The sequence below is a fragment of the Micromonospora sp. NPDC003816 genome, from assembly GCF_042874705.1.
In the GTDB taxonomy this organism is placed as follows: Bacteria; Actinomycetota; Actinomycetes; order Mycobacteriales; family Micromonosporaceae; genus Micromonospora.
Window position 1 is genome coordinate 148,206 of sequence record NZ_JBIANP010000005.1, and the last position, 24,511, is coordinate 172,716.

20 protein-coding genes are annotated in these 24,511 nt (G+C 71.8%); 7 read left to right on the forward strand and 13 right to left on the reverse strand.

From position 1 onward, the window contains the following. Nucleotides 1-20: 20 nt before the first annotated feature. On the forward strand, nucleotides 21-785 hold the full coding sequence (gene pgl / locus ACFYTT_RS18650; RefSeq protein WP_131052173.1) for a 6-phosphogluconolactonase: 765 nt from the start codon (nucleotides 21-23) through the stop codon (nucleotides 783-785). Nucleotides 786-885: 100 nt separating this feature from the next. Here pgl and ACFYTT_RS18655 read toward each other — a convergent pair whose 3' ends face one another. The 8 genes from ACFYTT_RS18655 to rapZ form a co-directional block, all read right to left on the reverse strand. Beyond that, nucleotides 886-1,230, reverse strand: a complete 345-nt coding sequence (locus ACFYTT_RS18655) for an RNA polymerase-binding protein RbpA (protein WP_131052174.1) — start codon at nucleotides 1,228-1,230, stop codon at nucleotides 886-888. Nucleotides 1,231-1,366: 136 nt separating this feature from the next. Then, nucleotides 1,367-1,627 (reverse strand): preprotein translocase subunit SecG, encoded by a 261-nt coding sequence (gene secG, locus ACFYTT_RS18660; protein ID WP_131052175.1) that lies wholly within the window; start codon nucleotides 1,625-1,627, stop codon nucleotides 1,367-1,369. A 95-nt stretch (nucleotides 1,628-1,722) separates the two neighbouring features. Then, nucleotides 1,723-2,514 (reverse strand): triose-phosphate isomerase, encoded by a 792-nt coding sequence (tpiA, locus tag ACFYTT_RS18665; RefSeq protein WP_176094637.1) that lies wholly within the window; start codon nucleotides 2,512-2,514, stop codon nucleotides 1,723-1,725. A 3-nt stretch (nucleotides 2,515-2,517) separates the two neighbouring features. After that, a complete protein-coding gene (locus ACFYTT_RS18670; RefSeq protein ID WP_217706037.1) occupies nucleotides 2,518-3,726 on the reverse strand; it encodes a phosphoglycerate kinase in 1,209 nt (402 codons plus the stop codon). Then, complete coding sequence (gap, locus tag ACFYTT_RS18675; protein WP_131052177.1) at nucleotides 3,723-4,727, reverse strand: type I glyceraldehyde-3-phosphate dehydrogenase; 1,005 nt, start codon at nucleotides 4,725-4,727, stop codon at nucleotides 3,723-3,725. The genes ACFYTT_RS18670 and gap overlap by 4 nt, the downstream gene beginning before the upstream one ends. Before the next feature lie 333 nt (nucleotides 4,728-5,060). Continuing rightward, entirely contained in the window at nucleotides 5,061-6,041 is a 981-nt protein-coding gene (gene whiA / locus ACFYTT_RS18680) for a DNA-binding protein WhiA (RefSeq protein ID WP_131052178.1), read from the reverse strand. 54 nt (nucleotides 6,042-6,095) lie between these two features. Beyond that, complete coding sequence (gene yvcK, locus ACFYTT_RS18685) at nucleotides 6,096-7,073, reverse strand: uridine diphosphate-N-acetylglucosamine-binding protein YvcK (protein ID WP_131052179.1); 978 nt, start codon at nucleotides 7,071-7,073, stop codon at nucleotides 6,096-6,098. Further along, on the reverse strand, nucleotides 7,070-7,942 hold the full coding sequence (gene rapZ / locus ACFYTT_RS18690) for an RNase adapter RapZ (RefSeq protein ID WP_387261005.1): 873 nt from the start codon (nucleotides 7,940-7,942) through the stop codon (nucleotides 7,070-7,072). The genes yvcK and rapZ overlap by 4 nt, the downstream gene beginning before the upstream one ends. A gap of 310 nt (nucleotides 7,943-8,252) precedes the next feature. Between rapZ and ACFYTT_RS18695 the strand changes: the two genes are divergently transcribed. Both ACFYTT_RS18695 and recQ read left to right on the forward strand, forming a co-directional pair. Then, nucleotides 8,253-8,906, forward strand: a complete 654-nt coding sequence (locus ACFYTT_RS18695) for a hypothetical protein (RefSeq protein WP_387260652.1) — start codon at nucleotides 8,253-8,255, stop codon at nucleotides 8,904-8,906. 155 nt (nucleotides 8,907-9,061) lie between these two features. Next, entirely contained in the window at nucleotides 9,062-10,942 is a 1,881-nt protein-coding gene (recQ, locus tag ACFYTT_RS18700; protein WP_387260655.1) for a DNA helicase RecQ, read from the forward strand. A gap of 483 nt (nucleotides 10,943-11,425) precedes the next feature. Here the strand turns inward: recQ and uvrC are convergent, their stop codons facing one another. Beyond that, nucleotides 11,426-13,423 carry an excinuclease ABC subunit UvrC gene (gene uvrC, locus ACFYTT_RS18705; protein ID WP_131052181.1) on the reverse strand — a complete coding sequence of 666 codons (1,998 nt, stop codon included), beginning with the start codon at nucleotides 13,421-13,423 and terminating at the stop codon, nucleotides 11,426-11,428. A gap of 195 nt (nucleotides 13,424-13,618) precedes the next feature. On the opposite strand from uvrC, the gene ACFYTT_RS18710 reads away from it, so the two are divergent. Then, entirely contained in the window at nucleotides 13,619-16,870 is a 3,252-nt protein-coding gene (locus ACFYTT_RS18710; RefSeq protein WP_387260659.1) for a penicillin acylase family protein, read from the forward strand. Nucleotides 16,871-16,933: 63 nt separating this feature from the next. Here ACFYTT_RS18710 and ACFYTT_RS18715 read toward each other — a convergent pair whose 3' ends face one another. The 3 genes from ACFYTT_RS18715 to rsgA all read right to left on the reverse strand — a co-directional run bounded on the left by ACFYTT_RS18715 (nucleotide 16,934) and on the right by rsgA (nucleotide 21,735). After that, nucleotides 16,934-17,419 carry a Rieske (2Fe-2S) protein gene (locus tag ACFYTT_RS18715; protein WP_131052183.1) on the reverse strand — a complete coding sequence of 162 codons (486 nt, stop codon included), beginning with the start codon at nucleotides 17,417-17,419 and terminating at the stop codon, nucleotides 16,934-16,936. Between the two features lie 158 nt (nucleotides 17,420-17,577). Further along, nucleotides 17,578-20,544 carry an excinuclease ABC subunit UvrA gene (uvrA, locus tag ACFYTT_RS18720; protein ID WP_176094641.1) on the reverse strand — a complete coding sequence of 989 codons (2,967 nt, stop codon included), beginning with the start codon at nucleotides 20,542-20,544 and terminating at the stop codon, nucleotides 17,578-17,580. Nucleotides 20,545-20,709: 165 nt separating this feature from the next. Then, on the reverse strand, nucleotides 20,710-21,735 hold the full coding sequence (gene rsgA / locus ACFYTT_RS18725) for a ribosome small subunit-dependent GTPase A (protein ID WP_387260662.1): 1,026 nt from the start codon (nucleotides 21,733-21,735) through the stop codon (nucleotides 20,710-20,712). A gap of 119 nt (nucleotides 21,736-21,854) precedes the next feature. Here rsgA and ACFYTT_RS18730 point away from each other — a divergent pair, with 119 nt between their 5' ends. Then, nucleotides 21,855-22,571: a maleylpyruvate isomerase family mycothiol-dependent enzyme gene (locus ACFYTT_RS18730; RefSeq protein WP_387260664.1), complete on the forward strand. Its 717-nt coding sequence runs from the start codon at nucleotides 21,855-21,857 to the stop codon at nucleotides 22,569-22,571. A gap of 7 nt (nucleotides 22,572-22,578) precedes the next feature. Then, a complete protein-coding gene (locus ACFYTT_RS18735; RefSeq protein ID WP_131057794.1) occupies nucleotides 22,579-23,232 on the forward strand; it encodes an MBL fold metallo-hydrolase in 654 nt (217 codons plus the stop codon). Nucleotides 23,233-23,359: 127 nt separating this feature from the next. Here ACFYTT_RS18735 and ACFYTT_RS18740 read toward each other — a convergent pair whose 3' ends face one another. Next, nucleotides 23,360-23,968, reverse strand: a complete 609-nt coding sequence (locus ACFYTT_RS18740; protein ID WP_131057880.1) for a DedA family protein — start codon at nucleotides 23,966-23,968, stop codon at nucleotides 23,360-23,362. Between the two features lie 236 nt (nucleotides 23,969-24,204). Between ACFYTT_RS18740 and ACFYTT_RS18745 the strand changes: the two genes are divergently transcribed. Next, nucleotides 24,205-24,408 carry a cold-shock protein gene (locus ACFYTT_RS18745; RefSeq protein WP_111219891.1) on the forward strand — a complete coding sequence of 68 codons (204 nt, stop codon included), beginning with the start codon at nucleotides 24,205-24,207 and terminating at the stop codon, nucleotides 24,406-24,408. Nucleotides 24,409-24,511 lie beyond the last annotated feature (103 nt).

Consider the following 24,511-nt stretch of genomic DNA (forward strand, 5'->3'; position numbering starts at 1 on the left):
TGCGGTCGCGGAAGGACAGCATGACTGAGGCGAGTGTCGCCGTACACGCCGACGCGGATCTGCTGGCGCAGGCCGTCGCGGCACGGTTGGTGGTGAAGCTGCTCGACGCGCAGGCCGAACGGGGCCAGGCGGCGGTGGTGCTCACCGGCGGGCGGATCGCGGCGGCGGTCTACCGGGCGGTCGGCGCCCTGCCGGCCAAGGACGCGGTGGACTGGTCCCGGGTGGACTTCTGGTGGGGCGACGAACGGTTCCTGCCGGCCGGCGACCCGGACCGCAACGAGACGCAGGCCCGCGCGGCCCTCCTCGACGCGCTGCCTCTCGACCCGGACCGGATCCACCCGATGCCGTCGTCGGACGCGGGCGCCGACCCGGAGGAGGCCGCCGCCCGCTACGCGGCCGAGCTGGCCCGGGCCGCCCGGCCCGGCACCGCCGCCCTGCCCCACTTCGACGTGCTGATGCTCGGCGTGGGCGAGGACGGGCACGTCGCCTCGGTCTTCCCCGAGCACCCGGTGCACTACGAGAGCCGTCCGGTCAGCGCGGTGCGGGGCAGCCCCAAGCCGCCGCCGGTGCGGACCACCCTGACCCTGCCGACCATCAACACCGCCGAAGAGGTGTGGCTGGTGGCCGGTGGCTCCGACAAGGCCCAGGCGGTCGGCATGGCGCTGGCCGGTGCCGGGCCGGTGCAGGTGCCGGCGGCCGGTGTCCAGGGCACCAGCCGCACCCTCTGGCTGCTGGACCGCGCCGCCGCCGCCGATCTCCCCGCCCGCTTCCGCAGCCTGCGCTGACGCGTGCAAGGAAGGGTCCCCTGCTAACGCCTGGTGCATAGCAGGGGACCCTTCCTCACACTTTCAGCGCGAGCCCCGTGCCTGCGGCAGACAGCGGGATTCAGCGGGCGCCGCGTCGGCGACGCAGCGCCGCGAGGGCCTCGGCGAGGATCGCCTCCCCCTCCGCCTCGGTACGCCGCTCCTTCACGTACGCCAGGTGGCTCTTGTAGGGCTCGGCGCGTACCCGGCCGGGCGGGTCGTGGGCGTCCGTCCCCGCCGGCAACCCGCAGCGCGGGCAGTCCCAGGTCGGCGGCGCCTGCACCTCGGCCACGAGACGGATGTCGGTGCGGTGCCCGTTACGGCACCAGTAGCTCACCGACCGGCACGGGACCGGCTGATGGCGTTCGGAATGGCGTGGGGGCGCGGACCCGACCCGGGCGCCCCGGATGACATGGCCGTTCGACACGGCGCTCGCTCCTGTCGTCGGAGGGGACCGCCGTCGAGGGGTGGACGGCGGGCGACGCGGTGCAGCGGGTGTAACGGACTGCGCGCGGCCCGTCGAGTGACGGACCGCGCGCAGATTGTACGACTGGAGAGGCGGCTCAGACCCCCGTGCCGACTTCGAGCCGGAGCCAGAGCCCGAGCCCGACGATGCAGGCGAACCAGACGATGCCCACCAGGACGGTGTAGCGATCGAGGTTCTTCTCCGCCACCGACGACCCGGCCAGGCTGGAACTGACCCCACCGCCGAACATGCTGGACATCCCACCGCCCTTGCCCCGGTGCAGCAGAATCAGCAGGACGAGCAGAACGCTCGTGATGACCAGCAACACGATCAACGTGTAGGCGAACCAGATCGGCATGGCGGGGGTCAGTCCTCTCGTTACGATCCTCGCCCGGACAGGTCGGGCACGGCGGCACCGACCGGCGGACGGGCGGAGTCAAGGATAGCGAGCGATCAGCCGGTGATGTGCTCCGGGAACCGGCAGATCTTCGCGAACTCCTCGGCGTCCAGGCTGGCGCCACCCACCAGGGCACCGTCCACGTCCGGCTGCGCCATGATCGCGGCCACGTTCGACGACTTCACCGAGCCGCCGTAGAGGACCCTGACCTGGTCCGCGGTGGCCTGGTCGAAGGTCTCGGCGAGCCGGGACCGCACCGCGCCGCACACCTCCTGGGCATCCTCGGGGGTCGCCGTCTTGCCGGTGCCGATCGCCCAGACCGGCTCGTACGCGACGACGACCTTGGTGACCTGCTCGGCGGTGAGCCCCTTCAGAGCCGCGTCGAGCTGGTCGGCGCAGTGCGCCACGTGCCCGCCCTGCTCGCGGACGTCCAGCCCCTCCCCCACGCAGAGGATCGGGGTGAGCCCGTTGGCCAGCGCGGCCTGCACCTTGGCGTTGACCAGGGCGTCGTCCTCGTCGTGGTAGGCACGCCGCTCGGAGTGCCCGATCGCCACGTAGGTGCAGCCCAGCTTCGCCAGCATCGACCCGGCGATCTCACCGGTGTACGCGCCGGAGGCGTGCGCCGAGAGATCCTGCGCGCCGTAGCCGATGAGCAGCTTGTCGCCCTCCACCACGGTCTGCACCGTGCGCAGGTCGGTGAAGGGCGGCAGGACCACCGTCTCCACGTCGGTCAGCTGCTTCTCATTGAGGCTGGCCGCCAGCTTCTGCACCAGCAGGTTCGCCTCAAGGTGGTTGAGGTTCATCTTCCAGTTGCCGGCCATCAGCGGCCGGCGGGGAGCACTTGCCATCAGTCAGTTCTCCAGGGCCGCGATGCCGGGGAGGGTCTTGCCCTCCAGGTACTCCAGGGAGGCGCCGCCGCCGGTGGAGATGTGGCCGAAGGACTTCTCGTCCAGGCCGAGCGACCGCACCGCCGCCGCCGAGTCACCGCCACCGACCACGCTGAACGCCTCGGACTCGGCGATCGCCTCGGCGACCCCCCGGGTGCCGCCCGCGAACGCGGCCATCTCGAACACGCCCATCGGGCCGTTCCAGAAGATCGTCCGGGCACCGGTACGCAGCGCCGCGGCGAAGCCGGCCACGGTCTCCGGACCGATGTCGAGCCCGACCCGGTGGCTGGGGATGCCGTCGGCCGGCACCACGTCGTGCGCCGCGTCCGGGGCGAAGGCGTCCGCGGCCACCACGTCGACCGGGAGCATGATCTTGCCCTCGCCGCGCTCCAGCAGGTTGCGGCAGGTGTCGACCATGTCCTTCTCGAGCAGCGAGGTACCCACCTCGTGACCCTGCGCCTTGAGGAACGTGAAGCACATGCCGCCACCGATGAGCAGCCGGTCCACGGTCGGCAGCAGCGCCTCGATCACGGCGAGCTTGTCGGAGACCTTGGAACCGCCCAGCACCACCACGTACGGCCGCTCCGGCGACCCGGTGAGCGTGGAGAGCACCTCCACCTCGCGCAGCACCAGGCGACCCGCGACGTGCGGCAGCCGCGCCGGTACGTCGTACACGCTGGCGTGCTTGCGGTGCACCGCACCGAAGGCGTCGTCGACGTACGCGTCGCCCAACGCGGCGAGCTGGTCGGCGAAGGCACCGCGCTCGGCGTCGTCCTTGCTGGTCTCACCCTTGTTGAAGCGCAGGTTCTCCAGCAGCGCGACCTCGCCGTCGGCGAGCGCCGCCACGGTGGCCTGGGCCGACTCGCCGACCGTGTCGGCGGCGAAGTGCACCGGCGCGCCGAGCAGCTCACCGAGCCGGCCGGCGACCGGGGTGAGGCTGAACTGCGGGTCCGGTGCGCCCTTCGGCCGACCCAGGTGCGAGCAGACGACCACCTTCGCGCCGGCGGAGACCAGCGCGCCCAGCGTCGGCAGCACCGCCCGGATCCGACCGTCGTCGGTGATCTCACCGGTCTGCTTGTCGAGCGGGACGTTCAGGTCGGCGCGCACCAGCACGCGCCGACCCGACACCCCCTCGGCGAGCAGGTCGTCGAGGTTGCGGATGGTCGCACTCACAGCGACTTGCCGACCAGCTTGACCAGGTCGACCAGACGGTTCGAGTAGCCCCACTCGTTGTCGTACCAGCCGACGACCTTGACCTGGTTGCCGATCACCTTGGTCAGCGGCGCGTCGAAGATGCAGGACGCCGGGTCGGTGACGATGTCGGCCGACACGATCGGGTCCTCGTTGTAGACCAGGATGCCCTTGAGCGGACCCTCGGCAGCGGCCTTCAGCGCGGCGTTGACCTCGTCCACCGTGGTCTCCCGACCGACGGTCACGGTGAGGTCGGTGGCCGAGCCGGTGGGGATCGGCACCCGCAGCGCGTACCCGTCCAGCTTGCCCTTGAGCTCCGGCAGCACCAGGCCGATCGCCTTCGCGGCACCGGTCGAGGTCGGCACGATGTTCAGCGCGGCGGCCCGGGCCCGACGCAGGTCGGAGTGGGGCGCGTCCTGCAGGTTCTGGTCCTGGGTGTACGCGTGGATCGTGGTCATCAGACCCTGCTCGATGCCGAACGTGTCGTGCAGCACCTTCGCCATCGGCGCGAGGCAGTTCGTGGTGCAGGAGGCGTTCGAGATGATGGTGTGCTTGGCCGGGTCGTACTGGTCCTGGTTGACACCCATCACCACGGTGACGTCTTCGTTCTTGGCCGGCGCCGAGATGATGACCTTCTTGGCCCCACCGTCGACGTGCGCCTTCGCCTTGGTGGCGTCGGTGAAGAAGCCGGTCGACTCGATGACGACGTCGACGTTCAGGTCGCCCCACGGCAGCGCGGCCGGGTCACGCTCGGCGTACGCCTTGATGGTCTTGCCGCCGACGGTGATCTCGTCAGCGGTGGCCTTGACCTCGTGCGGGAGGCGACCCAGAATGCTGTCGTACTTGAGCAGGTGAGCGAGCGTCGCGTTGTCGGTCAGGTCGTTGACGGCCACGACCTCGACGTCAGCGCCGGACGCCAGCACTGCCCGGAAGAAGTTACGGCCGATCCGGCCGAAGCCGTTGATGCCAACCCGGATGGTCACAGGTCCCATCTCCTCGCGTTCTGGTTCGCCGGCGTGGAGACCCTCGGCCGGCGAAGTGATGTGCGCCGACCGTTGGAGCCGGCCGTTGACGGTTCATCTCGGCCACCCCGCCGCGGTCCGAGGGACCTGACCGCCCCGAGGCGGTGGGTTCGGCGGGGAGCGCCGGTGCCGGCCCCCTTGCCGTACGCAGCGACCATATCCGAGCGCGGCGAGCCGTGCCGCGCCGGGTGGTTGCCCTCACCCGCACCGCCGGACGCCGTACCGCCTCGACGACGCGCGGCGACGAGGGCGCGCCTCGCCGGCCCGCCCGCGCCGGGACGACCCACCGTCCTATCAGACCACGAGCATGTCGGGCGTGACGGCCGCTTCGGTATCCGGGATGCCCAGGTCACGGGCCCGCTTGTCGGCCAGCGCCAGCAGCCGGCGGATCCGCCCGGCGATGGCGTCCTTGGTCAACGGCGGGTCGGCCAACGCGCCCAACTCCTCCAGCGACGCCTGCCGGTGCTCCAACCGCAGCCGACCGGCCGACGTCAGGTGCTCGGGCGCATCCTCGGCGAGGATCTCCAGGGCCCGGGTCACCCGGGCCGCCGCCGCCACCGCAGCCCGCGCCGAGCGCCGCAGGTTGGCGTCGTCGAAGTTGGCCAGCCGGTTGGCGGTGGCCCGCACCTCGCGGCGGACCCGACGCTCCTCCCAGGCCAGCACACTGGAGTGGGCACCGACCCGGGTGAGCAGCGCGGCGATCGCGTCACCGTCCTTGACCACCACCCGGTCGACGCCGCGTACCTCCCGCTGTTTGGCGGTGATGCCGATCCGGCGGGCGGCGCCGACCAGCGCCAACGCCGACTCCGGCCCCGGACAGGTGATCTCCAGGGCGCTGGAGCGGCCCGGCTCGGTCAGCGAGCCGTGCGCCATGAAGGCACCCCGCCACGCGGACACCGCGCAGCAGACGTTGGCGGCGACCACGTGCGGCGGCAACCCGCGCACCGGCCGACCCCGCACGTCCAGCAGGCCGGTCTGCCGGGCCAGGGCCTCGCCGTCCTTGACCACCCGGACGATGAAGTGGCTGCCCTTGCGCAGCCCGCCGGAGGCCAGTACGTGGATCTCGCTCGAATAGCCGTAGACCTCGGCGATCTCCCGCCGCAACCGACGGGCCACCGCGCCGGTGTCGAGTTCCGCCTCCACCACCACCCGCCCGGAGACGATGTGCAGCCCACCGGCGAACCGCAACAGCGCGGCCATCTCCGCCCGCCGGCAGCAGGGCTTGGGCACGTCGACCCGACTCAGCTCGTCCTTGACCGCAGCCGTCATCGCCATTGTGCGTCCCCTCACGGACCCGTTCCGGCGTGTCGCCGGAGATTACGTACGTGTCTAACGATCGGCGCCCAGTACGGGCACCAGGGCGGCGCCCAGGGCGGCCGGATCATGCCGGGGAGTGCCGTCATCGACCGCGACGGGAGCGAGGACCAATCGGGCTCCCAGGGATTCTGCCGCACGGTCGACCGGCTCGGGGGCACCGACCGCCTTGGCGTCGGCGAGCACCACGTCGACCGTCAACTCCGGCAGATACCAGCGCAGCGCCGCCAGGTGATCGGCGACGGAGAGACCGAGCGTCTCCTTCTCGGCGGCCAGGTTGAGCGTGACCAGGCGTCGGGCCGGGCTGGCCAGGATCGCCGCGGCCAACTGCGGCACCAGCAGGTGCGGCAGGACGCTGGTGTACCAGCTGCCCGGCCCGAAGATCAACCAGTCGGCGGCACCGATCGCGGCGACCGCCTGCGGGCACGCCGCCGGCGCCTGCGGGGTCAGTCGCACCGACTCGACCCGGCCCGTGGTGATCGCCACCTGGTGCTGGCCGCGTACCGTGCACACCTCGTCCGGGCGGCCGGGGTCCGCGGCGCGTACCCGGGCCTCGATGTCGACCGGCTGGCAGGACATCGGCAGCACCCGCCCGACCGCGCCGAGCATCGCCCCGGCGTGCTCCAGTGCCGCCACCGGGTCGCCGAGCTGCTCCATCAACCCGGCGATCACCAGGTTGCCGACCGCGTGTCCACCCAACCCGTCACCCTTACCGGGCAGGCCGCGCGTCGCCGGGCCGAACCGGTGCTGGAAGAGCCCGGCGCTGCGTCGGGTGGCCGGATGGTCGCCGGCCAGCGCGACCAGCGCCTGCCGCAGGTCACCGGGGGGCAACCCGCCCCGCTCGGCGCGCAGCCGTCCGCTGGAGCCGCCGTCGTCGCCGACGGTCACCACCGCCGTGATGTCGAGGTCGAGCCCAGGGGCGCAGCGACGTAACGCCCGTAACGACACGGACAGGCCGTGCCCGCCCCCGAAGGCCACCACCCGGACCGTCATTCGCGCCCCAGATCCCGATGCTGTGCGTTGGCGGCCAGCCCGGCACGACGCAGCCGGGCCGCCAGTTCCTCGGCGATCGCCACACTCCGGTGCTTGCCGCCGGTGCAGCCGACCGCCACGGTCAGGTACCGCTTGCCCTCCCGCTCGAAACCGGCGGTGGTGGCGCCGACCAGGTCCGCGTACCCGTCAACGAACGCGTCGGCGCCCACCTGGCTCAGCACGTACGCGCTGACCGCCTCCTCCCGCCCGGTGTGCTCACGCAGCTCCGGCACCCAGTACGGGTTGGGCAGGAACCGGGCGTCCATCACGAAGTCGGCGTCCGGCGGCAGGCCGTACTTGAAGCCGAACGAGATCACGGTCAGCCGCAGTCGCCGCGCGTCCTCCCCGCCGAACAGCTCCTCGATGCGTCGGCGGAGCTGGTTGACGTTGAGGTGGCTGGTGTCGATGATCACGTCGGCCTGGTCGCGGGCCTCCTCCAGCAGGCCCCGCTCGACGGCGATGCCGTCGGCGAGCCGCCCGTCACCCTGCAACGGATGTGAGCGCCGCACGCTCTCGAAGCGCCGGATCAGCACCTCGTCGTCGGCGTCGACGAAGACCACCCGGGGGGCGTAGCCACGCTCCTTCAACTCCCGGATCGCCTCGGCCAGATCGGTGGAGAAGGCACGCGAGCGGACGTCCAGCACCATCGCCGTGCGTCGGGCCGCGCCACCGGCCTTCACCGCCAGCTCGGCCATGTCCAGCAGCAGTGCCTGCGGCAGGTTGTCCACCACGTAGAAGCCGACGTTCTCCAGGGCCCGGGCCACGGTGCTGCGCCCGCCACCGGAGAGGCCGGTGACCACGACCAGGGTGGTGTCCGTATCGCCGGCCACCCTCCCGGACTGCTCACCGGGTACGCCGCCGTGGTGACCGGTCGTGTGCGCCTCGCCCACCCATCAACCCCCAAGCCGTGGCGCCGCGGTCGGAGCCGACCGGGCATGGTCAAGCGCCGACTCTAGCTCGCCGGTCCCGACCCGACGGAGCGCACCGCCGCACCCGTCCCACCAGCACCGCCGCCGCCGGCCCGGGAGTGTAAGGAGGGGTCCCCTGCTATACACGAGGCGTTAGAAAGGGTCCCTTCCTTTCACGGCTCGTGTCGGCTGACTGACGGCACGTGACGTCCGGGACCGTTATCCTCCGGAAATGGGGAGGCACGGGGCGCGGCTGCGCTGGGTGGTGGCCCTTGTCTCGGTCACGATCGCGGTGCTGGCCACGGTGGATCGTTTCGTCGAACGGGAACGTGAGTGGGCACACGGCGGTGACCAGGTCGCGGTGACCGTCGAGGCCCGCCTGCCGGAACCGGACCGGGTGGCACGCGCCGCCGCCGCGCTCGGCTGGCCGCATGCGACCGACCGCGTCCACGGCGATCCCGACCGGCAGTCGGTGGTGCTGCGGCTGCGCTGGTCCGGGCCGCCCCGCAAGGGCTCCTACCAGGTCTTGCTGCTGGACGATCGACAGTCACCGCCCCGGGTGCTGCGCCCCGAGGGCGGCTACGACGCCGCCGGCGACGCCGGATTCGGCTGGTCCACCGAGTACGAGGTGCTGGCCGCCCGGTACGACTGGCTGGCCGACACCGCCGCCCGCGAGGAGCCGGACGGTACGCAGGGAAGCGCACCGCACGTCGGCGCCATCGGCACCCGCGCGACCGGCGACGGCAGCCTGATCGCGGTGTACCGTCTCGAACCCCGCGCGCTGCCGCTGGAGGACCCGACCCGCCTGGTGGTGGCCTTCTGCCACGTCGACGACGACGGCGAGGTCCGCTGGGCCAAACGCGTCCCCGTCCCCCCGAGCTACTGAGCCCATCAGCCGTCAACGTGGCACCGCAGCTAGCCGACACGCCGGGGCGAGACCAGCTGCACTGCCACGATCCGGGTGCTGCCCGGCCAGTCGCGCGACGTCGGCGGGGGAACGGCGGTCCGTACCGCAGGCGGTGTGGCTCGTAGAATCCTCGGATGGTCTCCCCCGCCGACGTGAGCGTCACCGAACTGGCCACCTCCGACGCGCCCATCAGCGAAAAGGTGACAGCGACGCTCGACGTGCTGCGGCGGGTCTTCGGGTACGACGCGTTCCGCGGCTTCCAGCAGGAGGTCATCGAGCACGTGGTGGCCGGCGGGGACGCGCTGGTGCTGATGCCGACCGGCGGCGGCAAGTCGCTCTGCTACCAGATTCCGGCGCTGGTCCGGGACGGTGTCGCGGTGGTGATCTCGCCGTTGATCGCGTTGATGCAGGACCAGGTCGACGCGTTGACCGCCGTCGGGGTCCGGGCCGGGTTCCTGAACTCCACGCTGGATCTGGACACCCGCCGACTGGTCGAGGCGGAGTTCGTCGCCGGGGAGATCGACCTGCTCTACCTCGCGCCGGAGGCGCTGGCCAGCCGGGCCACGCTGAGCCTGCTGGAGCGGGGCCGGATCAGCCTCTTCGCCATCGACGAGGCGCACTGCGTGTCGCAGTGGGGGCACGACTTCCGGCCGGACTACCTCAACCTGTCGATGCTGCACGAGCGCTGGCCGGGCGTACCCCGTATCGCGCTGACCGCCACCGCGACCAGTGCCACCCGCACGGAGATCGCCACCCGGCTCAACCTGACCGAGGCGCGGCACTTCGTGGCCAGCTTCGACCGGCCCAACATCCAGTACCGGATCGTGCCCAAGCGGGAGGCACGCAAGCAACTGCTCGCCCTGCTGCGCGACGAGCACCCGGGCGAGGCCGGCATCGTCTACTGCCTGTCGCGCGCCTCGGTGGAGAAGACGGCCGAGTTCCTCACCGCCAACGGCATCGACGCACTGCCGTACCACGCCGGTCTGGACGCGGCGACCCGCGCCGCCAACCAGCAGCGGTTCCTGCGCGCCGACGGCGTGGTGATGGTGGCGACGATCGCCTTCGGCATGGGCATCGACAAGCCGGACGTCCGCTTCGTCGCCCACCTCGACCTGCCCAAGTCGGTGGAGGGCTACTACCAGGAGACCGGTCGCGCCGGCCGGGACGGACTGCCGTCGACCGCCTGGCTGGCGTACGGGCTCCAGGACGTCGTCCAGCAACGCAAGATGATCGACACCTCCGAGGGCGACCTGGCCCACCGACGTAACCTCGCCGCGCACCTCGACGCGATGCTGGCGCTCTGCGAGACGGTCCGCTGCCGCCGGGTGCAGTTGCTCGACTACTTCGGGCAGCGCCTGGACGGTGACTGCGGCAACTGTGACACCTGCCTGGCCCCGCCGGAGTCCTGGGACGGGACGGTCGCCGCGCAGAAGCTGCTCTCCACGGTGTTCCGGCTGGACCGGGAGCGCAACCAGCGGTTCGGTGCCGGACACTGCGTCGACATCCTGCTGGGCAAGAGCACCGACAAGATCGTCCAGCACCGGCACGACTCGCTCACCGTCTTCGGCATCGGCGACGATCTGAGCGAGGCGGCGTGGCGGGGCGTGGTACGCCAGTTGCTCGCCGAGGGCCTGCTCGCCGTCGAGGGCGACTACGGCACCCTGGCGCTCACCGACGCCAGCGCCGAGGTGCTCGGCCGTCGACGTACCGTGATGATGCGTCGGGAGCCGGCCCGGCCGGCGAAGACGGCCAAGCCCCGGGGCGCGGCCACCGTGGTCGCGGAACTGCCGGCCGAGGCCGCCGGTAAGTTCGAGCGCCTGCGCGCCTGGCGCGCGACCAGTGCCAAGGAGCAGGGCGTACCCGCCTACGTCATCTTCCACGACGCCACGTTGCGGCAGATCGCCGCCGACGCCCCGTCCTCGCTGGACGAGCTGTCCCGGATCAGCGGTGTCGGCGAGAACAAGCTGGCCAAGTACGGCGAGCAGATCCTCTCGGTGCTGGCCGACCCGACCTGATCCGCCGCCCGCCCGCTGCTCGCCGCTCTTGAACGCGCCGCTGTTCACGCGCCTACTGTTCGGCAGTCGGCGGGAGCGGTGAGCCTGCCTCCCTGGCGTGCGGCAGCTTCTCCTGCCTGACCAGGTCGGCGCCTTTCGAGCTGACCCGTTCTTGCTGTCGGACGCGGGGACCGGAGGTGAACCACTCACGCCGCCGGGAGTGGTGACACGTCGGTGCACACCCTCGGAAGGGGTGACCCGTCGGTGCAGTCAGCTCGATAGTCGTGAGACCTCACCTGGCAAGGCCGACGACGACGCGCTACGGTGCCGAACCACGTCGGCAAGGTCGGGTCGTCGACCGACGCGGGCGACCAGCCTGGTGCTCGACAGGTTCGGGCGGAAACTGCCCTCGACCTCGATCACACCGAGCCGACAAGGCGGCGAGGCGACGAGGTTGCCGCGCGGGGTTCGATGGGACGGTCGCGTCGGACCTGACCGCGAGGATCAGTCAGTGCCGGCCTGACTGTCGGTGGCACCGAGGGCGGTGAGGATCGCCTCGGCGGTGCGGCGGCCGACGCCGGGGACCTCGGTGATCTCGTCCACGGTGGCGGCCGAGAGTCGCTTGAGCGAGCCGAAGTGGCGCAGCAGCGCCTTGCGACGGACTTCGCCGAGGCCGGGGACACTGTCCAGTGCGGAGGTGGTCATCCGCTTGGAGCGGCGCTGCCGGTGGAAGGTGATGGCGAAGCGGTGCGCCTCGTCGCGTACCCGTTGGAGCAGGTACAGCCCCTCGGAGGTGCGCGGCAGGATGACCGGGAAGTCGTCGTCGGGCAGCCAGACCTCCTCCAGCCGCTTGGCCAGGCCGCACAGCGCCACGTCGTCGATGCCCATCTCGGCCAGGGCCTGGGCGGCGGCGGCCACCTGCGGCGCGCCGCCGTCGACCACCACCAACTGCGGCGGGTACGCGAACCTGCGCGGCCGCCCGGTCGTCGGGTCGACCAACACACCCACCCCCGGCTCGGCCTCGCCCAGGTCCGCCCCGTCGCGCGTCGCCTCAGCGGAGGCGGGAAGGTCAACGGCGGACTCCGCACCCGCCTCGCCGGTCTCGGCGCGGGCGTCGAGGTAGCGGGCGAAACGGCGGCGCAGCACCTCGGACATCGCGGAGAGGTCGTCGGTGGCGCCCCGGATGATGAAGCGGCGGTACTCGCTCTTGCGGGGCAGGCCGTCCTCGAAGACGACCATGCTGGCCACCACGTCGGTGCCCTGGATCTGCGAGATGTCGAAGCACTCGATGCGCAACGGCGCGGTCCGCATGGCGAGCGCGTCACTGATCTCGTCGAGCGCTTTGCCCCGCGTGGTGAGGTCGCCGGCCCGCTTGAGCTTGTGCCGGGCCAACGCGTCCTTCGCGTTGCGCTCGACCGTCTCCATCAGGGTGCGCTTGTCGCCGCGCTGCGGCACCCGCAGGGTCACGCGGCTGCCCCGATGGTGCGAGAGCCAGTCGGCGAGGGCCTCGGCGTCGGCGGGCAGCTCCGGCACCAGCAGCTCACGGGGGACGTCGGTCTCGCCCTGCTCACCGCCGTAGACCTGAGTGCAGAAGTGGTGCACCAGGTCTCCGGTGCTGAGGTCCTCGGTCTTCTCCACCACCCAGCCGCGCTGGCCGCGTACCCGGCCGCCGCGTACGTGGAAGACCTGCACGGCGGCTTCCAGCGGGTCGTCGGCGAACGCGACCACGTCGGCGTCGGTGCCGTCGCCGAGCACCACGGTCTGCTTCTCCATCGCCCGGCGCAAGGCGGCGACGTCGTCGCGCAGCCGGGCCGCCCGCTCGAACTCCAGCGCCTCGCTGGCCTCGGTCATCTCGCGTTCCAGCTTGCGGACCATGGAGTCGGTGCGACCGGCCATGAAGTCGCAGAAGTCGTCGACGATCTCGCGGTGCCGTTCGGCGGTGACGCTGCCGACGCAGGGCGCCGAACACTTGCCGATGTACCCGAGCAGGCAGGGACGGCCCACCTGCCCGGCCCGTTTGAACACCCCGGCGGAGCAGGTCCGCGCCGGGAAGACCCGTAGCAGCAGGTCGAGGGTCTCGCGGATCGCCCAGGCGTGCGAGTACGGCCCGAAGTAGCGCACCCCCTTGCGCTTGCTGCCCCGCATCACCTGTAGCCGTGGGTACTCCTCGTCGAGGGTGACCGCCAGGTACGGGTACGACTTGTCGTCGCGGTAGCGGACGTTGAACCTCGGGTCGTACTGCTTGATCCAGAGGTATTCGAGCTGGAGCGCCTCGACCTCGGTGCCGACGGTGACCCAGTCGACCGACTCGGCGGTGGTGACCATCTGCTGGGTGCGCTGGTGCAGCCCCCACAGGTCGCCGAAGTAGGAGTTGAGCCGGCTGCGTAGGCTCCGCGCCTTACCGACGTAGATCACCCGGCCGGTGCCGTCGTAGAAGCGGTAGACCCCCGGCGCCTCGGGGATGGTGCCCGGCGCGGGACGGTAGGTCGACGGATCAGCCACACTCCGAGACTAGTCGCCACCCCCGACAGCCCTGATCATCCCCACTCGCCCCTTTCTCCGCCCGTCCGGGGTCGGCGTACCGGGGAGTCGTGATTGATGCCTTCCAATCTCGGGCGCCGACCCCTACCATCCAGTAACCGAATGTTCTTCACGTAATGATCCCGCCCGATGGTCCCCCGTCCACAGAGGATCGCCATGCCTGCTCACCCCGCCACCCGCCGGCTGCTCGCCGGTGCGACCGCCGCCCTCGCGGTCGCCACCGCGCTCGTCGGCGTGTCCTCCCCCGCCACCGCCACCCCCCTCCCCGACGCCACCCTCGCCGTGAACGTCGCCAGCGCCTTCGCCGGCAACGACTACTGCCTCGGCGAGTGCTCCGAGATCCTGCCGCCCGGCCAGAACGGCAACGCCACCCTCGTCGAGGTCCTGGGCAACCAGGCGTTCGGCACGCTGCCCCGGCACTCCGCCGACCAGCTCGACACGTACGCCAACCTGGTCTACGGCTACGCCGGGCTGCGCGAGGACCAGGTCAGCACGTTCTTCCGGGACGCCTCCTTCGGCGTCGCCCCCGGCCAGGTCGAACGCGACTACTCCCCGCGTTCCGACGTGCGGATCGTGCGCGACCGGACCAACGGTGTCCCGCACATCACCGGCACCACCCGGGGCGGCACCATGTACGGCGCCGGGTACGCCGGAGCCGAGGACCGACTCTTCACGATGGACCTGCTGCGGCACGTCGGTCGGGGCACGCTGACCCCGTTCGCCGGGGGCGCACCGGGCAACCGGGCGCTGGAGCAGAGCGTGTGGCGCACCTCCCCGTACACGGAGGCGGACCTGCAGGCCCAGGTGAACGCCCTGCGCGGCAAGGGTGGGACACGCGGCGAGCAGCTCTACGCCGACGTGCAGGAGTACGTCGCCGGGGTCAACGCCTACATCCAGACCTGCATGGCCAACCGCAACTGCCCCGGCGAGTACGTGCTGACCGGTCACCTCGACGCGATCACGAACGCCGGTGGACCGAAGCCCTTCGTGATGACCGACCTGATCGCCATCGCCGGGGTCGTCGGCGGCCTGTTCGGCGGCGGTGGCGGCACCGAGATGCAGTCGGCGCTGGTCCGCATCGCGGCCCGGGCCAAGTTCGGTCCGACCGACGGCGACCGGGTGTGGAACGCCTTCCGGGGGCAGAACGACCCGGAGACCGTGCTGACCCTGCACGACGGGCAGAGCTTCCCGTACGGTGACGCCGCGCCGAACGCGCCCAGCGTGGTGCTGCCGGACGCCGGGTCGGCCCGGGTCGAGCCGATCGTCACCGACCAGACCGGCTCCGCCACCACCGCCACGACCTCGAACCGCAGCTCGGAACTGGCCGCCGCGCTCTCCGGGCTGACCATCGACCCGGCGCACCGGGGCATGTCCAACGCGGCCGTGGTCTCCGCCGCCCACTCGGCCACCGGACATCCGATCGCCGTCTTCGGGCCGCAGACCGGCTACTTCTCCCCGCAACTGCTGATGGTGCAGGAGTTGCAGGGCCCGGGCATCAGCGCCCGGGGCGCCGCCTTCGCCGGACTCAACCTCTATGTCCTGCTCGGCCGGGGCCAGGACTACGCGTGGAGCGCCACCTCCTCGATCCACGACATCACCGACACGTACGCGGTGCCGCTCTGCGTGCCCGGCGGCGGAACGCCGACGCCGGCCAGCAACCACTACCTCTTCCGGGGCCAGTGCCTGGCGATGGAGGAGCTGTCCCGGGTCAACCGGTGGACCCCGACCGTCGCCGACGGCACCGCGGCCGGGTCGTACAAGCTGGTCGCCTGGCGTACCAAGCTGGGCCTGGTGGGCTGGCGCGGCACGGTGGGCGGGGTGCCGCACGCGTTCACCCAACTGCGCTCCACCTACGGTCGTGAGGCCGACTCGGCCATCGGCTTCCAGATGTTCAACGACCCGACCCAGATGGGTTCCGCCGAGGCGTTCCTCACCTCCGCCAACAACGTCGAGTACGCCTTCAACTGGTTCTACGTCAACTCCACCCAGTCGGCGTACTTCAACTCCGGGCTCAACCCGGTGCGGGCCGCCGGCAGCAACCCGAATCTGCCGATGAAGGCCGAACGGGCCTACGAGTGGCAGGACTTCGACCCGGCGACCGGCACCGCGCGGTACGCGCCGCGCTCGGCCCACCCGCAGTCGATCAACCAGGACTACTACATCAGCTGGAACAACAAGCAGGCCAAGGACTTCGGTGCCGCCGACGGCAACTTCAGCTTCGGTGCCGTACACCGGGGTGACCTGCTGGACAAGCCGATGAAGGCGGCCATCTCGGCGGGCCGCAAGTTCGACCGGGCCTCGCTGACCGAACTGGTGCAGCGGGCCGGGCTGACCGACCTGCGCGGCGCAGAGGTGCTCGGCGAGCTGATCCGGGTGCTGGAGAGCCAGCCGGTCACCGACAGCGCCCTGGCCACCGAGATCACCCGGCTCAAGGCCTGGCGACAGGCGGGCGCGCTGCGGGTGGAGACCGCCAAGGGCTCCAAGGTGTACCAGCACACCGAGGCGATCCGTACCTTCGACGCCTGGTGGCCGCTGCTGGTGCGGGGCATGTTCCGCGACCAGCTCGGCACGGACCTCTACCAGTCCGTGATCAACGCGATGCAGATCAACGAGTCCCCGTCCGGCCTGCAACAGGGCGACGTGTCGAACCTGCCGTCCTCGGCGAACAGCGCGCAGACCCACAAGGGCTCGGCGTTCCAGTACGGCTGGTGGGGCTACGTCGACAAGGACCTGCGGGCGGTGCTCGGTGACCCGGTCGCCGGCGGCCCCGGACGGACCTTCTGCGGCGCCGGCAACCTGGGTACGTGCCGTCAGGTGCTGCTGGACACGCTGCGCACCGCGTCGACGACCCCGGCCGCCCAGACGTACCCGGGCGACGCCACCTGCGCCGCCGGTGACCAGTGGTGCGCGGACGCGATCGTCCAGTCGCCGCTGGGCGGTATCAAGCACGCCACCATCGCCTGGCAGAACCGCCCCACCTACCAGCAGGTGGTGTCGTTCCCGGCCCGACGTGGTGACGCGGTGACCAACCTGGCGACCGGCCGTCCGGTGACCGCCTCCAGCAGCCAGCTCGGCAACGGCGCCGCCCGCGCCGTCGACGGTGACCTGAACACCCGCTGGGCCAGCTCCTGGTCGGACAACCAGTGGCTGCGGGTGGACCTGGGCTCGGTGCGGCAGGTCGGCCGGGTGGCCCTGGCCTGGGAGTCCGCGTACGCCCGGTCGTATCGCGTCGAGGTCTCCGACGACGGCGCCACCTGGCGGACGGTCTGGTCGACCACGGCCGGCGACGGCGGCACCGACGTGCTGACCTTCGCCCCGCAACAGGCCCGCTACGTGCGGGTGTACGGGCTCACCCGGGCCACCACGTACGGCTTCTCGCTGTGGGAGCTGTCCGCGTACGCGCAGTGACGCGGACGGGCGCGGCCGGAGGCGAGTTCGCCCCGGTCGCGCCCGTATCCGTGTGCCCCGCTGTCAGGCCAGCGAGATCTGGTCCCCGTCGACCTTGACCTCCTTGGCCGGCAGGCCGGTGGTCGCCGGCCCGGCCTTGACCGAGCCGTCCTCGATGGAGAACTTGCTGCCGTGACAGGTGCAGTTGATCGTCCCGCCGTCGACGTTCGACACCGGGCAGCCCTGGTGCGTGCAGATCGGGTCGAACCCCTTGAACTCCCCGGCGCTGGGCTGGGTGATCACCACGCCCTGCGCGGCGAAGACCGCACCGCCGCCGACCGGGATGTCGGCGGTCCTGGCCAGTGACTGCGCCCCCTCACGGTCCCCGCCGCCGGGGTCACCGGTGTTGGTGACCTGAGGTCCGCCGCTGGTCGGGGCCGCGCCGTCACCGGAGTCGTCACCGCCGCCGCACCCGGCCAGCACCACCGCCGCGCCGACCGCGCCCACGCCGGTCAGCAGGCTCCGTCGGGTACGCGTGTCCGGTCCGGCCAGCACCTGATCGTCACTCATGCCGCCTCGCTTCTCTCTTCGGCTACCACCGTGCATGATCCGTGGCTACGTCTCTCGACACGCACCACTCTGCCCGGTGGTTCACCCGATCGGCCACTCGGGCGTACCCCAACGGGTGGGCCCGGCCGCCGCCACGGGCGACGGCCGGGCCTCGCGGATCAGCGGGCGGCGGCCGCCTTGCGACCGCGCGTCTTGGCCCCGGTGGCCTTCGCGGCGGTGGACTTGGCACCGTTGGCCTTGGCGGCCCGGGCGGTGGCCGCCGTCGCGCCCTTGGCCGTGCCGTCGAGCTTGAGCACGGTCCGCAGGAACTGCCCGGTGTGACTCTCGGTAACCTCGGCGACCTCCTCCGGGGTGCCGGTCGCGAGCACCGTGCCGCCCCGGTGACCGCCCTCCGGGCCCATGTCGATCAGCCAGTCGGCACTCTTGATCACGTCGAGGTTGTGCTCGATGGTGATCACCGTGTTGCCCTTGTCGACCAGCCCCTCCAGCACCAGCAGCAGCTTGCGGATGTCCTCGAAGTGCAGGCCGGTGGTGGGCTCGTCGAGCACGTACACCGTCCGCCCGGTGGACCGCTTCTGCAGCTCGGAGGCGAGCTTGACCCGCTGCGCCTCACCGCCGGAGAGGGTCGGCGCCGGCTGGCCCAGCCGGACGTAGCCCAGGCCCACGTCGACGAGCGTCTTGAGGTGCCGGTGGATGGCCGGGATGGCGGAGAAGAACTCCGCCGCCTCCTCGATCGGCATCTCCAGCACGTCAGAGACGGTCTTGCCCTTGTAGTGCACCTCCAGGGTCTCCCGGTTGTACCGGGCGCCCTTGCAGACCTCGCACGGCACGTACACGTCGGGCAGGAAGTTCATCTCGATCTTGATGGTGCCGTCACCGGAGCACGCCTCGCAGCGTCCGCCCTTGACGTTGAACGAGAACCGGCCCGGCCCGTACCCCCGGACCTTGGCCTCGGTGGTCTCGGCGAACAGCTTGCGCACGTGGTCCCAGACGCCGGTGTAGGTCGCCGGGTTCGAGCGCGGCGTCCGACCGATCGGTGACTGGTCGACCCCGACGACCTTGTCCACGTGCTCCAGCCCGCCGACGCGGGTGTGCCGGCCGGGCACCAGCCGGGCGCCGTTGATCTGGTTGGCCAGCACCGCGTAGAGGATGTCGTTGACCAGGGTCGACTTGCCCGACCCGCTGACGCCGGTGACGGCGATCAACTGGCCCAGCGGGAAGTTCACCGTGAGATTGCGCAGGTTGTGCTCGCGGGCACCGTGCACCACCAGTTCCCGACCCGGCGTCTGCGGGCGGCGCCCGGCCGGGAGCGGGATCTCCCGACGTCCGGAGAGGTACGCCCCGGTCATCGACTCCGGGTTCGTCAGCAGCTCCGGCACCGAGCCGCTGTGCACGATCTGCCCACCGTGCTCCCCCGCGCCGGGCCCGATGTCCACGATCCAGTCGGCGGTGCGGATGGTGTCCTCGTCGTGCTCGACCACGATCAGCGTGTTGCCCAGCCCGCGCAGCCGGACCAGGGTCTCGATCAGCCGGTGGTTGTCGCGCTGGTGCAGCCCGATCGACGGCTCGTCCAGCACGTAGAGCACGCCGACCAGGCCGGACCCGATCTGGGTGGCGAGCCGGATGCGCTGCGCCTCGCCACCGGAGAGGGTGCCGGCGGCCCGGTCCAGGGAGAGGTAGTCCAGACCGACGTCGAGCAGGAAGCGCAGCCGAGCGTTGATCTCCTTGAGCACCCGCTCGGCGATCAGCTTCTGCCGGTCGGTCAGCTCGATGCCGGCCAGCAGGTCGGCGCACTCGCCGACGGACAGGTTGCACACCTCGGCGATGCTGCGCCCGGCCAGCGTGACGGCGAGCACCTCGGGCTTGAGCCGGGCACCGCCGCAGGCCGCACAGGGCACGTCACGCATGTACCCCTCGTACTTGTCCCGGGACCACTCCGACTCGGTGTCGGAGTGCCGGCGCTCGATCCACTGCACCACGCCCTCGAAGCCGGTGTAGTACGAGCGCTCCCGGCCGTACTTGTTGCGGTAGCGCACGTGCACCTGGTCGTCGGAACCGTGCAGGATCGTCTTCTGCGCCCGCGACGGCAGCGCCCGCCACGGCGTGTCGACGGTGAAGTGCTCGGCCTCGCCCAGCGCCTCCAACAACCGCAGGAAGTACTCCAGGTTGTGCCCGGTCGCCCAGGGCTGGATCGCACCCTCGCGCAGGCTGCGCTCCGGGTCCGGGACGACCAGCTCCGGGTCGACCTCCTTCTTGGTGCCCAGGCCGGTGCACTCGGGGCAGGCGCCGTACGGCGCGTTGAAGGAGAAGACCCGGGGCTCCAGGTCCTCGATCGCCAGCGGGTGGTCGTTGGGGCAGGCCAGGTGCTCGGAGTAGCGGCGTTCCCGGTCCGGGTCGTCCTCGGCCAGGTCGACGAAGTCCAGCAGCACCAGACCGCCGGAGAGCCCGAGCGCCGCCTCGACCGAGTCGGTCAGCCGCTGCTTGGCGCCGGCCTTGACGCTGAGCCGGTCGATCACCACCTCGATGGTGTGCTTCTCCTGCTTCTTGAGCTTCGGCGGGTCGGTGAGCTGGTGCACCACCCCGTCGACCCGGGCCCGGGCGTACCCCTTGGACTGGAGCTCGGCGAAGAGGTCGACGTACTCGCCCTTGCGGCCGCGCACCACCGGGGCGAGCACCATGAAACGGGTGCCCTCGGCCATCGCCAGGACCCGGTCGACGATCTGCTGCGGGCTCTGCTTGGAGATCCGCTCGCCGCAGACCGGGCAGTGCGGCACGCCGACCCGGGCGAAGAGCAGTCGCAGGTAGTCATAGACCTCGGTGATGGTGCCGACGGTCGAGCGCGGGTTGCGCGAGGTCGACTTCTGGTCGATCGAGACAGCCGGGCTCAACCCCTCGATGAAGTCGACGTCCGGCTTGTCCATCTGGCCGAGGAACTGCCGCGCGTACGACGACAGCGACTCCACGTAGCGGCGCTGCCCCTCGGCGAAGATCGTGTCGAAGGCCAGGCTCGACTTGCCCGAGCCGGACAGCCCGGTGAACACGATCAGGGCGTCCCGGGGCAGGTCGAGACTGACGTCACGCAGGTTGTGCTCGCGTGCGCCACGAATGATCAAACGGTCGGCCACGGTCCGTGTACTCCCGGGTGAGGATGACGAAGGAAGATCTGTCCGCTTTCAGGGATGAACCCGACCTTTCGGGCAAACCCGGCTTTCTGGGCGAACCCGATTTTCGGGGTACGCCCCAGCGGTTGTGCCGGCGCGGAAAAGCGCCCCGGCAACTGTAGACCCGCCCTACGACAATCTGCCCCGACGGCGGGGCCGGCGGGCGGCGCGCCGCCCGGTCTCGTGAGCGATCTCGCGGTGCAGCCGTCGCCAGTTCTCCCAGCGCCGGGCGGTCAGCTCACCTGTCCGCAGCGCATCCTGGACGGCGCACCCCGGCTCGGCCTCGTGCCCGCAGTCGCCGTAGCGGCACTCGACCGCCAGCGCGGCGATGTCGCCGAAGGCCCGGTCGAGCCCGGTCGCGCCGTCGAGCAGACCGACCGCCCGGACGCCGGGGGTGTCCACCACCGCCCCACCGCCGGGCAGCGGCACCAACGCCCGCCAGGTGGTGGTGTGCCGGCCCTTGCCGTCCACCCGCCGGATCGCCTGGGTGGGCATCACCGTCGCCCCGGCCAGCGGGTTGACCAGGCTCGACTTGCCCGCACCGGAGGGTCCCAGCAGACCGAGGGTGCGGCCGGGGCCGACCTCGGCGCGCAGCGGGTCCAGCCCGGTGCCGCGCTCGGCGCTGACCGGCAGCACCGGCACGCCGGGAGCCAGCGCCGCGAGCTGCCGCGCCACCGCGACCGGGTCGGCCGCCAGGTCGGTCTTGGTCAGCACCACCAGCGGACGGGCGCCGGACTCGTGGGCCAGCGCCAGCAGCCGCTCGACGCGGGCGGCGTCGGGCGCCGGGTGCACCGCCTCCACCACGGCCGCCACGTCCAGGTTGGCGGCGAGCAGGTGACCGGCGGCGTCCTTGCCGGCGGTGCGCCGCACCAACGCGGTACGCCGGGGCAGCACCGCCTCCACGGTGATCCGGGCGTCGGGCCAGCGCCCGAGCAGCACCCAGTCCCCCACCCCGGGCAGCCGGGTGGGGTCACCCGCGGCGGCGACCAGCACCGCCCCGCCCGAGGTGGCACGCACCGGCCCCGCCTCGGTCAGCACGGTGCAGACCCCACGGTCGACCCGGGCCACCCGACCCGGACGGTGATCGGTACGGATACGTCGCAGATGCGCCGCCCGCTCGGCGTCCCAGCCCAGGGCGGTCAACGTGATGCTCATGCTCGACGCCACCTCCTCCACTCCGGCGCCGCGACCACCGCAGACGGTAGGCCCGGCGGCGCCCGGCCGGAAGTGAATTCCCCGGCGACGCGGCACGCCCGGAGGGCTAGGGTCGGAACGTGCCGACAGACCCCCTTCTCCTCACCGGTGACGTGACCGACGCCACCGCCCGGCTGGTGCGTACGGCTGCCGGTTTCGACGCCACCGACCTGGCCGCGCCGTCGCTGCTGCCCGGCTGGACACGCGGCCACGTCCTGGCCCACCTGTGTCGCAACGCCGACGGTTTCGCCAACCTGCTCACCTCGGCACGCACCGGCGAGCAGATCCCGATGTACGCCAGCGCGCAGGCCCGCGACGCCGACATCGAGGCCGGCGCGCCCCGCCCGCCCGAGGAGCACCTGGACGACCTGCGTCGCAGCGCGGACCGGTTCGCCGAGGCGGTGGCGGCGATGCCGGTGTCGGCCTGGGCGGCCACCGTCGAGACCCGACGGGGTCCCTGGCCGGCCGCGCTACTGGTCTGGGGACGGCTCCGGGAGCTGGAGATCCACCACGTCGACCTGGCCGCCGCTTACCGGCCGGCGGACTGGTCGCCGACCTTCGGCCACCGGCTGCTGCACGAGGTGGCCACCGGCTTCGGCGACCGCGACGACGCGCCATCGATGGTGCTGCGCTTCGACGGCGCCGGCCACGAACTGGTGGTGGGCGAGCGCGCGGGGGCGCCCGTCGTCACCGGTCCGGCAGCGGAACTCGCCGCCTGGCTCACCGGCCGCAGCACCGGCACCGCCCTGACCGTCAGCCCCGACGGTGACCTGCCCCGCCCACCGGAATGGATCTAGGAAGACGATGACCTACAGCGGAGATGTCACCCCCGGCGGCCCGCCGGCCGTACGCGAACTCGACGCCCTGACCATCACCAAGGTGTCGGTCGGCCCGATGGACAACAACGCGTACCTGCTGCGCTGTCGGCACACCGGCGAACAGGTGCTGATCGACGCCGCCAACGAAGCGCCCCGACTGCTGGAGCTGGTCGGTGACGGCGGGCTGCGCACCGTGGTCACCACCCACCAGCACATGGACCACTGGGTGGGGCTGGAGGAGGTCGTCGCCAAGACCGGGGCCCGCGCGCTGGTGCACGCCGACGACGCGGAGGGGCTGCCGATCGAGGCGCAGACCCTCGCCGACGGGGACACCGTGCCCGTGGGTGACTGCACGCTGGAGGTCATCCACATCAAGGGGCACACCCCGGGTTCGGTGGCGCTGCTCTACCGCGACCCGGCCGGCACCCCGCACCTCTTCACCGGCGACAGTCTCTTCCCGGGTGGCATCGGCAACACCGACCAGGATCCCGAGCGCTTCGCGGCGCTCATCGACGACGTGGAGCACAAGCTGTTCGGCCGGCTGCCGGACGAAACCTGGTTCTATCCGGGCCACGGCCGGGACTCGACGCTCGGCGCGGAACGCCCGCACCTGGCCGAGTGGCGCGCCCGGGGCTGGTGAGGCCGGGGCAGATCGCGCCGCCGGGCGCGGATCACGGCGATGCCCCTCGTGGGTGCGCCGGGCCCGCGCCTGGCGCACCCCGCACGGATCCGACAACGCGTGGCGCTCCGGACCGGTGTCCGCACGGTCAGGGTGTGACCTCACGCAGCCGGCGCCGCACGCCGAGCAGCACCAGGGCGGCCAGCACCAGGCCGCCGGCCATCGTGATCAGCATCGGGCTGGCGCCACCGGGCAGCAGCCCGGCCAGCGACCGCGACGCGGTGCCCACCGCCAGGTAGAGCCCGGCCCACGCGCCCGCACCGAGCGAGGCGAAGCCGAGGAAGCGCGGGTAGGACATGTTCAGGCCGCCGGCCGCGAGCGGCAGCAGCGCGTTGAACACCGGCAGGAACGGGGCGACCAGCACCAGCCGGCCGCCGTTGCGGCGCAGGATGCCCTCCGCGGTGGCCCAGCGGGTCTCCCCGACCCAACCGCCGACGCGGCTGCGGCGCAGAACCGCGCCCCACCGCCGGCCCACGAGGAAGGTCAGGGACCATCCGGCCAGGCACCCGACGACCACGGCGACGAAGGTCGCCAGCCCGGTACGGGGAGTGCCGACCGCCACAGCGGCCAGGATCGCCACGTCACCGGGGACGAGGACGCCGAACAGCGGGACCGCGTCGAAGACCATGACCACCCCGAGCACCGCCATCAACAGGGCGACGGGAAGTTCTCCGACCTGGGCCAACTGGTTTGCCATGCCTCGTACGCTATTGCCTGACCGCCGGTGTGGACATCGGGATTCTCCCCACACTGCGCGCGGTCTGCTCCGGGTCATCCCTGAGCCGTCTCCGCACCGCCCGGATCGTTCCGCCGCCACTCCCTGAGGCGCTTCGCCCGGCAAATCCGCTATTCACCGGTTACTGTCGGGAAGGTATCGGGCGGCCACCGGCGTGGAGCCGGCGGTCGCCCGCCTGGAACAGGGAGAGAGAACGCATGGCAACCGGCACCGTGAAGTGGTTCAACTCGGAAAAGGGCTTCGGCTTCATCGAACAGGATGGTGGGGGCCCGGACGTCTTCGTCCACTACTCGGCCATCGCGAGCAGTGGCTACCGGGAGCTGACCGAGGGCCAGAAGGTCGAGTTCGACGTGACCCAGGGACAGAAGGGGCCGCAGGCGGACAACGTCCGACCGATGTGACCCGTGCCGGGGTGGGGGGGGGCGGGCCCGCCGGGCCCCCCCCCCCCCCCCCCCCCCCCCAACAACCCACCCCCCCCCCCCCCCCCCCCAAACAACCCCCCCC

What these genes read in the sequence shown, in the direction of transcription:
- tpiA (WP_176094637.1), bottom strand. Translation starts at nt 2,514, where the DNA reads ATGGCAAGTGCTCCCCGCCGGCCGCTGATGGCCGGCAACTGGAAGATG.
- whiA (WP_131052178.1), bottom strand. Translation starts at nt 6,041, where the DNA reads ATGGCGATGACGGCTGCGGTCAAGGACGAGCTGAGTCGGGTCGACGTG.
- ACFYTT_RS18715 (WP_131052183.1), bottom strand. Translation starts at nt 17,419, where the DNA reads ATGAGTGACGATCAGGTGCTGGCCGGACCGGACACGCGTACCCGACGG.
- ACFYTT_RS18740 (WP_131057880.1), bottom strand. Translation starts at nt 23,968, where the DNA reads ATGGCAAACCAGTTGGCCCAGGTCGGAGAACTTCCCGTCGCCCTGTTG.
- pgl (WP_131052173.1), top strand. Translation starts at nt 21, where the DNA reads ATGACTGAGGCGAGTGTCGCCGTACACGCCGACGCGGATCTGCTGGCG.
- ACFYTT_RS18735 (WP_131057794.1), top strand. Translation starts at nt 22,579, where the DNA reads ATGACCTACAGCGGAGATGTCACCCCCGGCGGCCCGCCGGCCGTACGC.
- ACFYTT_RS18745 (WP_111219891.1), top strand. Translation starts at nt 24,205, where the DNA reads ATGGCAACCGGCACCGTGAAGTGGTTCAACTCGGAAAAGGGCTTCGGC.
- secG (WP_131052175.1), bottom strand. Translation starts at nt 1,627, where the DNA reads ATGCCGATCTGGTTCGCCTACACGTTGATCGTGTTGCTGGTCATCACG.
- yvcK (WP_131052179.1), bottom strand. Translation starts at nt 7,073, where the DNA reads ATGACGGTCCGGGTGGTGGCCTTCGGGGGCGGGCACGGCCTGTCCGTG.
- rsgA (WP_387260662.1), bottom strand. Translation starts at nt 21,735, where the DNA reads ATGAGCATCACGTTGACCGCCCTGGGCTGGGACGCCGAGCGGGCGGCG.
- ACFYTT_RS18695 (WP_387260652.1), top strand. Translation starts at nt 8,253, where the DNA reads ATGGGGAGGCACGGGGCGCGGCTGCGCTGGGTGGTGGCCCTTGTCTCG.
- ACFYTT_RS18710 (WP_387260659.1), top strand. Translation starts at nt 13,619, where the DNA reads ATGCCTGCTCACCCCGCCACCCGCCGGCTGCTCGCCGGTGCGACCGCC.
- recQ (WP_387260655.1), top strand. Translation starts at nt 9,062, where the DNA reads ATGGTCTCCCCCGCCGACGTGAGCGTCACCGAACTGGCCACCTCCGAC.